The 12,535-nt window shown below is 69.5% G+C and carries 11 protein-coding genes and 1 riboswitch; of the genes, 6 read left to right on the top strand and 5 right to left on the bottom strand.

Going from position 1 to position 12,535, the window contains the following annotated elements:
• Nucleotides 1-16: 16 nt before the first annotated feature.
• From KB201_RS11785 to KB201_RS11775, 3 genes are read right to left on the bottom strand one after another with little or no spacing between them, the layout of a single operon-like run.
• The gene (locus tag KB201_RS11785; protein WP_211539340.1) at nt 17-814 is read right to left on the bottom strand and encodes an adenosylcobinamide-GDP ribazoletransferase; all 798 of its coding nucleotides are present in this window, start codon (nt 812-814) and stop codon (nt 17-19) included.
• A gap of 17 nt (nt 815-831) precedes the next feature.
• On the bottom strand, nt 832-2,679 hold the full coding sequence (gene cobT / locus KB201_RS11780) for a nicotinate-nucleotide--dimethylbenzimidazole phosphoribosyltransferase (protein WP_211539339.1): 1,848 nt from the start codon (nt 2,677-2,679) through the stop codon (nt 832-834).
• 3 nt (nt 2,680-2,682) lie between these two features.
• The gene (locus KB201_RS11775) at nt 2,683-3,372 is read right to left on the bottom strand and encodes a DUF3043 domain-containing protein (protein ID WP_058253102.1); all 690 of its coding nucleotides are present in this window, start codon (nt 3,370-3,372) and stop codon (nt 2,683-2,685) included.
• A 226-nt stretch (nt 3,373-3,598) separates the two neighbouring features.
• Between KB201_RS11775 and KB201_RS11770 the strand changes: the two genes are divergently transcribed.
• The 4 genes from KB201_RS11770 to KB201_RS11755 all read left to right on the top strand — a co-directional run bounded on the left by KB201_RS11770 (nt 3,599) and on the right by KB201_RS11755 (nt 6,867).
• Nucleotides 3,599-4,681 (top strand): glycerate kinase, encoded by a 1,083-nt coding sequence (locus KB201_RS11770; RefSeq protein WP_211539338.1) that lies wholly within the window; start codon nt 3,599-3,601, stop codon nt 4,679-4,681.
• 216 nt (nt 4,682-4,897) lie between these two features.
• A complete protein-coding gene (locus KB201_RS11765) occupies nt 4,898-5,257 on the top strand; it encodes an iron-sulfur cluster assembly accessory protein (RefSeq protein WP_058253100.1) in 360 nt (119 codons plus the stop codon).
• 176 nt (nt 5,258-5,433) lie between these two features.
• Nucleotides 5,434-6,411: a carbohydrate kinase family protein gene (locus tag KB201_RS11760; RefSeq protein WP_211539337.1), complete on the top strand. Its 978-nt coding sequence runs from the start codon at nt 5,434-5,436 to the stop codon at nt 6,409-6,411.
• Between the two features lie 65 nt (nt 6,412-6,476).
• Nucleotides 6,477-6,543, top strand: a riboswitch (guanidine-III (ykkC-III) riboswitch).
• Nucleotides 6,544-6,552: 9 nt separating this feature from the next.
• Nucleotides 6,553-6,867, top strand: coding sequence for a multidrug efflux SMR transporter (locus tag KB201_RS11755; protein ID WP_211539336.1), 315 nt, complete (start codon nt 6,553-6,555; stop codon nt 6,865-6,867).
• A gap of 55 nt (nt 6,868-6,922) precedes the next feature.
• On the opposite strand, the gene asnB is transcribed toward KB201_RS11755, so the two are convergent.
• Nucleotides 6,923-8,848, bottom strand: coding sequence for an asparagine synthase (glutamine-hydrolyzing) (gene asnB, locus KB201_RS11750; RefSeq protein WP_211539335.1), 1,926 nt, complete (start codon nt 8,846-8,848; stop codon nt 6,923-6,925).
• A gap of 403 nt (nt 8,849-9,251) precedes the next feature.
• Here asnB and KB201_RS11745 point away from each other — a divergent pair, with 403 nt between their 5' ends.
• Together KB201_RS11745 and KB201_RS11740 are read left to right on the top strand one after the other, a co-directional pair.
• Nucleotides 9,252-10,349, top strand: a complete 1,098-nt coding sequence (locus tag KB201_RS11745) for a cytochrome c oxidase subunit II (protein ID WP_211539334.1) — start codon at nt 9,252-9,254, stop codon at nt 10,347-10,349.
• A 2-nt stretch (nt 10,350-10,351) separates the two neighbouring features.
• Nucleotides 10,352-10,768, top strand: coding sequence for a cytochrome c oxidase subunit 4 (locus tag KB201_RS11740; protein WP_058253080.1), 417 nt, complete (start codon nt 10,352-10,354; stop codon nt 10,766-10,768).
• A 114-nt stretch (nt 10,769-10,882) separates the two neighbouring features.
• Here KB201_RS11740 and KB201_RS11735 read toward each other — a convergent pair whose 3' ends face one another.
• On the bottom strand, nt 10,883-12,331 hold the full coding sequence (locus KB201_RS11735) for a bifunctional phosphatase PAP2/diacylglycerol kinase family protein (protein WP_078112805.1): 1,449 nt from the start codon (nt 12,329-12,331) through the stop codon (nt 10,883-10,885).
• Nucleotides 12,332-12,535: the final 204 nt, after the last annotated feature.

The following is a 12,535-nucleotide window of genomic DNA, read 5'->3' as shown; positions in this document are numbered from 1 at the left end:
GCGGCGCCACGACGCCTCAGAGCAGGAGACCGACGACGCCGATCGCGACCCCGAGTTCGATGGTCGCGCCCAGCACGTCGCCGGTCATCCCGCCCATCCGGCGGGCGCAGTGCCTCGTGAACCACCACGCGAAGGCGGTCACGGCCAGCACGATCGCACACCCCTGGACGACGGCGGCCACCTCGACGTGGCCGCCGTCGATTCCGTGGGCGGACAGTCCGAGCGGCACGGTTGCGAGCAGGGCCACCACGAACCACGCGGCGACCGAGGTGCGCTGGGTCCCCGCGACCAGGGCGCCGAAACCGTTGTGGTGGGCCGGTTCCAGGGACCGCCGGGTGCCGACGACTGCGCCGAGCCGCCCGAGGGCGATCGCGAAAGCGAGGTCGTACCAACGAGACCCGTCCGCGAGCGCGGCGAACCCGGTCGACTGCACGGCCAGCGTGAGGACCAGCGTCGCGACGCCGAACGGTCCGACGGTGCCGCTGCGCATGACCTCGGTGACACGATCGGGCGGCCCGTAGCACCCGAGTCCGTCCGCGGTGTCGGCGAGCCCGTCGAGGTGCATGCCCCGGGTGGCGACGCCGAGCAGCACGACGATCAGCACGCCCGCCGTGAGCGCCGGGAGGTCGGTCTGCGCGAGGCCGAAAGCCAGTCCAGCCGACGCCGCGCCCAGGGCAGCGCCGATCGCCGGGACCGACGCCATGACCGCCGCTCCCAGCTCCCGGTCGGGTGCGGAAGCGCCTGCGTGACCACCGACGGGTACCACCGTGAGCCAGCTGAACGCGGTTCGCAGCGCCCGGATCGGCGAGATCATCTCGGATCGGTTCGGCGTCAGGTCGTCTCGACGGTGGCGTGCTCGGCCTCCCGGTCGGACACCCCCGCCTCGTCGAAGGTGGCCATCGAGCCGAGCAGGTCGGCGGCGGATTGCACGATCGGCAGTGCCAGGACGGCACCGCTGCCTTCGCCCAGGCGCATCGAGAGGTCCAGCACCGGAACGAGATCGAGGTGGTCGAGCGCGATCTGATGGGCGGGTTCGACCGATCGGTGTCCGGCGATCCACCAGCGCATCGCGCCCGGTGCGAGTTCGTTGGCGACCATCGCCGCGGCGGTGATCACCACGCCGTCGAGAATGACCGGCGTCCGACGCAGCGCCGCTTGGGCGAGGAAGCCGACGGTGGCGGCGAGATCGGCGCCGCCGACGGCGGCGAGCAGCGCGAGGGGGTCGTGGATGACCTTGCGCGCGCGACGCATTCCGTCTCGGATCGCGGCCGTCTTCCGCATCCATCCGGCGTCGTCGACGCCGGTGCCGCGGCCGACGATCTCGACCGGCTCGCGCCGGGTCAGCGCGCCGATGAGGACGGTCGCCGGGGTGGTGTTGCCGATGCCCATCTCGCCGGCGATGAGCAGGTCGGTGCCCGAGTCGACGAGGTCGTCGGCGATGGCGCGGCCGGCGGCCAGCGCCTCGCGTGCCTCGGCGAGGCTGATGGTGTCGGTGGTGCGGAGGTCTTCGCTGCTGCGACGGACCTTGTACCGTGACAGTTCCGGCGGGGTGTCGGCGTCGACGGACATGTCGACGACCTTCACCGCGGCGCCGACACGGCCTGCCATCACGTTCACCGCGGCACCCCCCGCGGCGATGTTGGCGACCATCTGCGCGGTCACCTCGGGTGGGAACGCCGACACCCCGCCGCGTGCGACACCGTGATCGCCGGCGAAGACGACGACGGTGGGGGAGGTGAGTGGCGCGGGCGGACACTGCCCCTGGCAGGCGGCGATCCAGACGCCGATCTCCTCGACGCGGCCCAGCGACCCCGGCGGCTTGGTGAGTACCGCCTGCCGTTTCCGCGCGTCCTGCGCGACCGCCTCGTTCGGCGGCGCGATCGGCGCGAACACCTCGGAATCCGTGGGGTCGGGCCGGGGCCGCTCCGAGACGCCTACGCCCGCAACAGGTTCGGGTGATGTGCCGAAAGTGGTTGCCACCGCGGCCGCCGTGCTCGGCGGTGTCGGAATGGGGTCGTCGGAGGCGGGCGGAGTCGTCGTCGGGGTGTCCGAAACCGGGGTGGCCGACGCCGGGCCCGCGTTGCCGGTCGGGTCCGCGCCGGCTGTTGCACGGGGGATTTCGGACTCGTCGGCGGGTGCTCCGGCGGGGAGGTTGAGGACCCGGCCGGCGACGACGAGATCGACACGCTCGCACACCTCGGCGACCCGGACGTTGAGGGTCCCGAGCAGGTCCTGGAACACCCGGCCGGCGGGGGTGGGCGGTACGAGCGAGAGGCCGGCTTCCGGGCTGATGATCACCACGTCGGCCGACATCGCGCGCAGGGCATCGCAGAGGTCGTCGATCCGGCCGTCCAGGTCGATCTCCGAACCCGAGGTCCATCCGTGGACGGCGTCGATCTGCGCGGTGAGCCAGTTGCCCAGGTCGTCGACGAGGGCCGGGATGTCGGGCGCGGTGCGCAGGGCATGGCCGAGATCGGTCGTCTCGATCGTCGTGTACCGGTCGTCGCGGCGTTCGCGATGGCGCCGGACCCGGTCCATCCACTCCCCGTCGGAGGACGTCAGCGGGCCCGTGGCCAGGTAGCGGATCTGACGGTGGCCGTCGAGCAACGACTCTCCGTGCGCGGATTTACCCGAGCGCACGCCGCCGAGGACGAGGGTGCGCACTGCGCGATCGGTCATCGATCAGACTTCGTCGCCCGGCGAGACCATCGGCTTGGGGGCGCGCATCTTGCGCAGCTGCATCGCGCGCGTGAACGCGTACCAGCCCAGCTTGAAACCGCCGTCGCTGGACTCGGGGAAACGTTCGGCGACCCGCCGGTTGACCATGCGGCCCAGGATCACCCCGTCGGCCGCCATCAGCACGACGAAGGCGACCAGGATCAGGTTGGTCAGCGCCGCCGCCTGCGGGACCAGGAACATCAGCACGATCAGCAGGATCGCGAACGGCATGAACAGCCCGGCGAAGTTGCGTCGGGCGTCGACGATGTCGCGGGTGTAGCGCCGCGAGGCGCCCTTGTCGCGCGGCATCAGGTAGGCCTCGTCGCCGGCCATCATCCGTTCGCGCTGCTGGAGCCGCTTCTCGCGGCGCTCGGCGGAGAGTGCGCGCTTCTCCTCTTTGGAGAGCGTGGACTTCAGTTCCTTCTTGCGGGCGCGCGCCTCGGCGCGGTTCGTCGGGGGCGGTGCGACGGGACCGCGTCGCTTGTTCTCGGCCTGTCGGCGAGACGGCGTCGGACGACCCTTGCCCGGGGTGTACTTGCTGCCCTTGGTGGAGGGCGCGACGTCGGTGCCGGACTCGTCGTCGGCGGTGTAGGTGGAGACCGAGCTGTCGCCGGAATCCGCCTGGGTGTCGTCCTTCTTCCATGGCAGCTTCACGCTGTAGAGCCTAGGTGATCGATGTTGCGAGACAAACGCGTGGTCGTCGCTGTCGGGTGGTCACCCCGGCGGACTCGGCATCCGCGGCGTCGCGCGGTGTATCGCGGATCCGTCCTGCGTCGATGTCGCGCTGCCGGGTCGGGTTCGGCCACTTACACTCCGTGCTCATGACCGGGAACGGCGCGCAGCGCGGTGGAGCACCCACGGGGCCGACGGCGGGATCCCGGTGCGGATCCTGATCGCGCCGGATTCGTTCGGTGACACCATGTCCGCAGTGGTCGCGGCTCGGGCGATCGCCCGGGGGTGGCGTGCGGCACGGCATGGGGACGAGCTCGTCGTGGCTCCGCAGTCGGATGGCGGACCCGGCTTCGTCGACGTGCTCGCCTCGCGGTTCGGGACCGTGATCGCCGAACCGGTGTCCGGTCCGCTCGGGGCGGGGGTCATCGCGCGATGGCTTCTCGACGACGCGTCGACCGCATACATCGAGTGCGCCCAGGCGTGCGGTCTGCACCAGCTGGGCGGGACGCCGACGCCGCGTACGGCGACGGCAGCCGATACCCGCGGGGTCGGCGAGCTCGTCGCGGCGGCGCTGGCGCGCGGGGCCGAGCGGATCGTGGTCGGGCTCGGCGGCAGTGCGACCACCGATGGCGGCGCCGGCCTCGTGGAAGCCCTCGGCGGCGGCGACCGCGCCCGGGAGCGACTCCGGGGTGTGGATCTGGTGGTGGCGTCCGATGTGGAGAACCCGCTGCTCGGGCCGTCGGGAGCCGCCGCCGTCTTCGGTCCGCAGAAGGGCGCCGACCCGGAGACGGTCGAACTGCTCGAGACGCGCCTCGCCCACTGGGCACAGGTGTTGAGTGCGCTCGCCGACCGGGATGTCGCCGATGAGCCCGGCGCCGGCGCCGCGGGCGGTCTGGGTGCGGCGCTGCTCGCGCTCGGCGGTACCCGGGTGTCCGGTGCCACCGTCGTCGCGGAGGCGACCGGGCTGGCGGCCGAGGTGGCCGCGGCCGATGTCGTGGTCACCGGAGAGGGGAAGTTCGACGCCCAGACGCTCCGGGGCAAGGTGGTCGCCGCACTGCACGACGCGGCCTCGACGATCGGCGCCCGGGGCGCGGGTGCGCCGACGATCGTCCTCGCGGGGCAGGTCGCACTGGGCCCCGACGAGATCCGCGCGGCCGGTGTCGCGGCCGCGTACGCGATCGTCGACATCGCCGGATCGGTCGAGGTCGCGATGAACGATGCGGAGAACCAGCTCGTCGTGCTCGCGACATCGGTCGCATCCGACTTCCGGGCGGCGGACGGTCCGGGCTGACCTCGGCGTCGCGCCGTGCCGCCGAATCGGGTGCCGACCTCCCGGAAACCCCCGTCCGACTGGACGGGAATACCACGGGGAGGAGTACGGTTGTACGCACGGGCACACCGGTCGACCTCCCGGCGAGCGGGTGAATCCCGAACGACCGTGAGGGCACACCCCAACCACGGCATCGGGCCACGATGCACCGGGACCACACCACTTACAGGAGCATCCATGACCGTGCAGAACGAAACGGGCACAGCCACGAGCACCGGCGTCATCCTCAGCGACGCAGCCGCGTCGAAGGCCAAGGCGCTGCTCGACCAGGAGGGCCGCGACGACCTCGCGCTGCGTATCGCCGTACAGCCGGGTGGTTGCGCGGGCCTGCGATACCAGCTCTTCTTCGACGACCGCACTCTCGACGGCGACATCACCACCGATTTCGGTGGCGTCACCCTCGCCGTCGACCGCATGAGCGCCCCCTACGTGCAGGGAGCCACCATCGACTTCGTCGACACCATCGAGAAGCAGGGCTTCACCATCGACAACCCGAACGCCACCGGCAGTTGCGCCTGCGGCGACTCGTTCAACTGACGACCTACACGTCAGCGAACTTCCGGCACCGGCCGCATCCCACTTGGGGTGCGGCCGGTGTCGTATCCCGATGAGTGAGTAGCGTGGACACCTGTCTGCGTCATCACCTGTCCGGGTGAGGTGACCACCTGCTGGGTACATCCGTCGGGCAACCAATCGAAGGGTCGAGATCTCCAGTGGCAATCGTTGTGTGTGGGTCCATCGCAACCGACCATCTGATGAAGTTCCCGGGCAAGTTCTCCGAGCAGCTGCTCGGAGACCACCTCGAACACATCTCCCTCAGCTTCCTCGTGGAGGATCTCGTCGTTCGACGCGGCGGTGTCGGCGGCAACATCTGCTACGCGATGGGACAGCTCGGCGGTGCGCCCGTTCTGGTCGGCGCGGTCGGGTCCGACTTCCAGGACTACCGCCAGTGGCTCGAATCCAACGGGGTCGACTGCCGCGGCGTGCGGGTCTCGGAGACCCACCACACCGCCCGGTTCATGTGCACCACCGACGAGACGATGGCCCAGCTCGCCACGTTCTACGCCGGCGCGATGAGCGAGAGCCGCGAGATCGTGCTGTCCGAGGTGATCGCGGAGGTCGGGGCGCCCGACCTCGTCCTCATCGGGGCCGACGATCCGGCCGGGATGATCCGCCACACCGAAGAGTGCCGGGCCGCCGGTATCCCGTTCGCGGCGGACCCGTCGCAGCAGCTGGCCCGCCTCGACGGGGAGCAGACGCGCACGCTCATCGACGGCGCCGCCTACCTGTTCACCAACGAGTACGAGTGGGGACTGCTGCGCCAGAAAGCCGGTTTGTCCGAGGCGCAGGTCGCGGAGATGGTCGGCGTGCGCGTCACGACGCTCGGCAAGGACGGCGTCGAGATCGTCGACCGCGACGGCACGCGCATCCACGTCCCCGTCGTGCCGGAGACGGAGAAGGTCGACCCCACCGGTGTCGGCGACGGGTTCCGCGCCGGGTTCCTGTCCGCGCTGGCGCGCGGACTCGACTTCGAGCGGGCCGCACAGGTCGGCTCGATGGTCGCGGTGCTGGTGCTGGAGACCGTCTCGACACAGGACTGGGCCTGGGACCCGGACTCGGCCCTGGCTCGGATCGAAGGCGCCTACGGCGCCGAGGCCGCCGCGGAGATCAAGGCGGCGTTCGCCGGCTGAGTCCGGTTCTCCGGGGTGGTGACGCGTCTGACGTTGCCACCCCCGCCCCGGCGTGAGACGTTGGAACGGAGTCCCGATCGAGGACTCCCGGACGAGGGGTGCTGTACCCGGTGTGCGACAAGACGGCCCGGAGGGAGCGTCATGTCGTGGATCGTTCTGATCGTGTCCGGTGTCCTGGAAGCCGTGTGGGCAACCGCGCTGGGCAAGTCGGAGGGTTTCAGCAAGCTGGGTCCGACGGCCGTGTTCGGGGTCGCGCTGGTCGCCAGCATGGTCGGACTGGCCTATGCGATGCGCGATCTGCCGGTCGGGACCGCCTATGCGGTGTGGGTCGGTATCGGCGCGGTGCTGACCGTCGTCTATGCGATGGCCACCGGTGAGGAACCGGTTTCGCTGCTCAAGGCGCTGTTCCTGGTGACGATCGTCGGCGGGGTCATCGGTCTCAAGCTCGCGCACTGATCCCGTCGCCACCGAAGCCGCCCCGGATTCGTGGGCGGCTTCGGTTGTCGGGGAATCAGACCCGCACGGGGTAGGTGTGGTCGATGATCTCCGGAACGATCGTGCCCTCGACGAAGATGCCGTGCCAGACCATGAACATCAGGACCGTCCAGAGACGACGGCTGTTGTCCACCACGCCTTCTCGGTGCTCGCTGAGCATCGCGACAACCGCGTCCTTGGCGAAGATGTGATCGGTCTGCGAATGCATGATCGTGTCGTGCGCCCAGTCGAACATCTCGGTGCCGGCCAGCCAGTGGCGGATGGGGACCGGGAAGCCGAGCTTCTTGCGATGCAGGACGTGCGCCGGGACGATCTGCTCCAGCGCCTTGCGCAACGCGTATTTCGTTGTGCCGTGCGCGATCTTCTCGTCGTGGGGGAGACCTTCGGCGATCGCGAAGACCTCTGGGTCGAGGAACGGCACCCGCAGCTCGAGGGAGTTGGCCATGGTGATCTTGTCGGCCTTGACCAGGATGTCGCCGCGCAGCCAGGTGAAGAGGTCCAGATGTTGCATGCGGGCCACCGGGTCCCAGCCCTGGCTCATCGCGTAGATCGGTGCGGTGACGTCGGTGTGGGTCCATTCGGGACGGTAGTCGCGCAGCACCGCGCGGAGCCGCGCGTCGTCGAAGCTGCGGGCGTTGCCGTAGTAGCGCTCCTCGAGCGTGAGCGACCCGCGGTGCAGCAGGCTCTTGCCGCGGGTCCCCTCCGGAATCCGCTCGGACACCTTGCCCGCCGCACGACGCAGCGCACGGGGCAGCCGGTCGAACGCGGCGAGGGACAGCGGTTCCTTGTAGATCGTGTAGCCGCCGAGCAACTCGTCGGCGCCCTCGCCGGACAGGACCACCTTGACGTGCTTGCGCGCCTCGGCTGCCACGAAGTACAGCGGGACGAGTGCAGGGTCGGCGACCGGATCGTCGAGGTACCAGACGATCGACGGGATCGACTCGATGAACTCCGACGGCCCGACGACCTTCACGACATGCCGAGCGCCGATCGCCTCCGCGGACTCGGCGGCGACGTCGACCTCCGAGTAGCCCTCGCGCTCGAAGCCGGTGGTGAAGGTGATGAGGTCGGGGTTGTGCCGGATCGCGAGCGCCGCGATGGCCGTCGAATCGATGCCGCCGGACAGGAACGACCCGACCGTGACGTCGGCGCGCATGTGCTTGGCGACCGAATCGGCGAGGACGTCGGCGATCTCGTCGTACCGCTTCTGCCGGGTGGCCTCGGTGACCGGGCGGACACCGAACTGCGGGGTGAAGTAACGCCGGATCGACAGGGGACTGCCCGGCGTGGCGGTCGCGTGGCAGCCCGACTCGAGCCGCCGGATCGACGCGTGGATCGTCTCGGGCTCCGGGACGTACTGCAGCACGGTGTAGTGCTCGATCGCGCGGGGATCGAGCTCGGTCGACAGCCCGACGCGTTCGATCAGCTCGAGCAGGCTCTTCTTCTCGCTGCCGAAGATCAGCCCGCCGGGGCCCGACGCGACGAACAGCGGCTTGATGCCGAAAGGGTCGCGGGCGAGGAAGAGCGAGCGGTTCTCGGTGTCCCAGATCGCGAAGGCGAACATGCCGCGAAGCCGTTTGACCGCGTCGGGGCCCCAGTGGTGGAACGCTGCGACGATCGCCTCGCTGTCACCCTCGGTCCGGAACAGCACCCCCTCGTCCGTCGCCAGCTCGGCGCGGATCTCCAGGTAGTTGTAGATCTCGCCGTTGAACACCAGCGCGTAACGGTCGGGATTCTCGGGCGGGCCCCAGCGCAGCGGCTGATGCGAATGCTCGATGTCGATGATCGAGAGGCGATTGAACCCGAACACGATGTCGTCGTCGTGCCATGTACCGGGCTCGTCGGGTCCGCGATGCCGCATGCAGTGCGAGGCCACCGCCACCGGTTCGACGACATCGGCGGCCGTTCCGTCGGATGTCAGCAGGCCGAGCAGACCACACACGTCTCGTTCTCTCCGTTCAGTTGCCAGTCCACGCACGATTCCGACGCCGGGTCGGATCGCGTCCGAGTATGCCTGAAGCGGCGGGCGGAGTTCCTACGTGGCGCGGTGGGCCGTGCGAGCGAACGCGACTGTCGCGCGCGACCCGTGGGCGCCGGTGCGGGACCGAGGGAAGGGGACACGACGCCGATCGCGCCCCGATTCCGACAGCTTCCGCGGGTTGGTCTACGCTGCGTAGTACTAGGTGCAAGAATTGCTGTGTGTCCACGGCAAGACCTTGCCCCGTGCAGGTCATGTGGCATGCACTCACCTCGGCGCGAGGGCGCCGGTGAGCGAGCAGGAAGGCGTGAAATTGGCACACGGTGGACGGCCCCGAGCGAGGCGTGTCTCATCAGCGTCGCGGACGATGAAGCGACTCGGATTCGTCGCCGCTCTCGGCCTCGGCGCACTGCTGATGTCGGGTTGCAGCGCCAGTGAGGCGATGCGTTTCGGTTGGCCCGAGGGCGTCACGCCCGACGGCAAAGAGATGGTCGATCTGTGGACCTGGTCGGTCATCGCGGCGCTGGTCATGGGTGTCCTGGTCTGGGCGCTGATCTTCTGGACGATCACGTTCCACCGCGCGAACGACGCCAAGAAGGGCGTGTTCCCGCGCCAGACGGCATACAACGTGCCGCTGGAGCTCACCTACACGGCGATCCCGTTCGTCATCATCGCCGTGCTCTTCTACTTCACGGTCATCGTGCAGAACAACGTCGAGGGCAAGAACAACGACTCCAAGGTCGTCGTCGACGTCACCGCGTTCCAGTGGAACTGGAAGTTCGGCTACAACCAGGTCGAGTTCTCCGACGGCACCACCTACAACGGCTTCGAGCAGAACGGCAACCCGTTCGAGATCCAGGCGCAGACCGGTAGCGGCGCCGAGACCGAGCACGCCGGCAGCGACGAGGGCGGCGAGCACGGTGAGCTGCCCGGTCCGGCCGGTGGTCGTGACGACGACATCCGCGACTACCTGAGATTCGACCGGATCGAGACGGTCGGCTCGTCGTCGGAGATCCCGGTCCTGGTGCTGCCGACCGGCAAGCGCATCGAGTTCAACATCGCCTCGGCCGACGTCATCCACTCGTTCTGGGTGCCGGAGTTCCTCTACAAGCGCGACGTCTTCCCGTTCCCCGAGCAGAACGCGACCGACCCGATCTTCCAGATCAAGTCGATCGACCGGACCGGCGCCTTCGTCGGCCGCTGTGCCGAGATGTGCGGTACGTACCACTCGATGATGAACTTCGAGGTCCGCGCCGTCTCGCCGGAGGACTTCGACAGCTACATCCGGTTCCGCGAGGCGAACCCCAGCGCCACCAATGCGGAAGCGCTCGCGTCGATCTGCCAGGCACCCGAAGCGGTGACCACGGTGCCGTTCGACACCCGCCGCGCGACCGACGGCTCCGTCGGTGCCACCGGTGATCCCGACAACCCGACCCTCGCCAACTGCACCAAGGAAGTGAGCTGACGATGAAGATCGAGGCACGCCTCTTCGAGATGCTGACCGCCTTCTTCTTTCTGACGGGCGTCGCATACACCCTCTTCACCGCGTTCACCAGCAAGGGCATCGAGTGGGTCGGCGTCGTCGGCCTGTTCTTCGCGGCCGGCCTGACGCTCATCGCGGGCACGTTCTTCCGGTTCGTCGCCCGACGCGTCGAGATCCGTCCCGAGGACTACGAGGACGCCGAGGTCGAGGACGGCGCCGGGGAGCTGGGCTTCTTCAGCCCGCACTCCTGGTGGCCCATCCTGATCGCGCTCGGCGCCTCGACGTTCGCGGTCGGTTTCGCGACCGGCAACTTCTGGCTGGCGATCTTCGCGGCCGTCGTCATCATGGGCACCGCGGCGGGACTGGTCTTCGAGTACCACGTCGGCCCCGAGAAGCACTGAGCGACAGGCACTGACGCCGACGCCGCACGGCGCCGCGCACGCACCACGAGAGCGCCCCACCGGATCTCCGGTGGGGCGCTCTCGTGTCTTCGCCGAGCGACCCTCGGTGAGCGGTCAGGGACGCTCCCGGCCGACCGGCCGGAAGACCTTCAGGACGCGGTAGTCCACGCGGAAGTCGGCCTGCGAGAACGACTCCTCGACCTCGCCGTCGTGTGAGACCGCGACGGGGCCGTCGACCGCGGTGAAGCGGAACTCGGGGACCTGCATCTCGTGGTACAGGTGAGAGCGTTCAAGACGACCGAGCGCGAGTGAACCCAGGAGTCGCAGGGTCGCCCAGCGGTGGCTTGTCTCGAGGATCCGTACGTCGAGAAGGCCGTCGTCGAGCCGGATGCGTCGCGACGGCAGGAATCCGGTGGGCTGGTAGATCGAGTTGCCGACGAGGAACAGGGACGCATCGAGTACACGGCCCTCCACCTCGATTCGGACGTGCGGGTCTTTGCGGAGGACGTGCAATACGGCCGCCGCGGTCGCGAGCGGCCGGCTGATCCGCCGCTGGAGGCGCCGGCGGACCCGGACGAAGTCGGGGTGCGCGCCGATGCTCGCGGTGTTGAGGATCAGGCGGGAGTTGTTGAGCCACATCGCGTCGACACGGGACGCCGAACCCGAACGAATCGCGTCGATCGTGGTGTCCACCGTGCCGCAACCGATGTCACGCGCGAAGTGGTTGAACGTGCCGGCCGGGAAGACCGCGACGGGGATGTCGGCGGCCAGCGCAGGAGCGGCGGCACACGCCACGGTGCCGTCGCCGCCGGCCACCCCCAGGATCTCCGCTCGGGCCGCCACGTCGGCGAAAACGGTTGCCATGTCGTCGGTGTCGTCGAGCTCGATGATCTCGGCGGCCGGCAGCCCGGTGCGGATCGCATCCACCACACGGCGACCCCGTCCGTCCGCGGAGCCCGGGTTCACGACGACGACCAGTCCGGTCCCGTCGGGGTTGGGTCCCACATCGACGACCGACGGGGCGGCCAGGGACAGCGACGGTTCGGTGATGGGCGGCACGACACGGGCACCGATCGTGGCGATGACGGCGCCGATGCCGAGCCCCGCGACCACGTCGCCGGGGTAGTGTGCCCCGGTCGCCACCCGGGACAGCCCGACGAGCCCGGCCAGTGCCGACAACAACAGACCCGCGGGCGGATTTTCGACGGCCACACCGACCGCGAAGGCGGCAGCACTGGCGGAGTGTCCGGACGGCAGCGAGTTGGAGGTCGGGCGTCGACGACCCCGCCGGGACAACGGGATCGGTCCGTGGGAGGGCCGCGAGCGGTTGCGGATCCGCTTCGCCCCCTGGTTGGTGACCAGACTCGTCACGGCGAGCGAGACCAGTCCGCGTGCGGCGCCGCGCTGCAGCGAGGGACGGCCGGACACGGCGAGCCCGGCGGCGATCGTCATCCACAGCTTCGAATGGTCGGCGGCCCGGGTGAGCATCGGCATCGTCACGTCGAGGAGCGGGCTCGGGGATCGCGCGATCGAATCGTAGATCTCGGCATCGAGAGTGCCCATCCCGCGGGTGATCTGGGACAGACCGGAACTTCGGGGAGGTGACCGGTGCATGGGGTACACCGTGCCACATCGGACCCACGCCGGCAGCCACCCTGGGGGAGGGGAGCGGTGTCGGTCGGCGACGTGGGCCACTATGCACAACGAACCGCGGACCGTCGCGCACCAGATGGTGCTCGACGGCCCGCGGTGGGTCGTGCGATTTCC

Source organism: Gordonia sp. SCSIO 19800 (genome assembly GCF_018132775.1).
Taxonomy (GTDB): domain Bacteria; phylum Actinomycetota; class Actinomycetes; order Mycobacteriales; family Mycobacteriaceae; genus Gordonia; species Gordonia hongkongensis.
The sequence above is the reverse complement of the archived record's forward strand: the minus strand, read 5'-3'. Positions and strand labels throughout refer to the sequence as shown.

Excerpts from the sequence above, each read along its gene's own strand:
- KB201_RS11735 (WP_078112805.1), bottom strand. The coding sequence starts at position 12,331 with ATGGGCACTCTCGATGCCGAGATCTACGATTCGATCGCGCGATCCCCG.
- KB201_RS11785 (WP_211539340.1), bottom strand. The coding sequence starts at position 814 with ATGATCTCGCCGATCCGGGCGCTGCGAACCGCGTTCAGCTGGCTCACG.
- cobT (WP_211539339.1), bottom strand. The coding sequence starts at position 2,679 with ATGACCGATCGCGCAGTGCGCACCCTCGTCCTCGGCGGCGTGCGCTCG.
- KB201_RS11765 (WP_058253100.1), top strand. The coding sequence starts at position 4,898 with ATGACCGTGCAGAACGAAACGGGCACAGCCACGAGCACCGGCGTCATC.
- KB201_RS11755 (WP_211539336.1), top strand. The coding sequence starts at position 6,553 with ATGTCGTGGATCGTTCTGATCGTGTCCGGTGTCCTGGAAGCCGTGTGG.
- KB201_RS11745 (WP_211539334.1), top strand. The coding sequence starts at position 9,252 with ATGAAGCGACTCGGATTCGTCGCCGCTCTCGGCCTCGGCGCACTGCTG.
- KB201_RS11740 (WP_058253080.1), top strand. The coding sequence starts at position 10,352 with ATGAAGATCGAGGCACGCCTCTTCGAGATGCTGACCGCCTTCTTCTTT.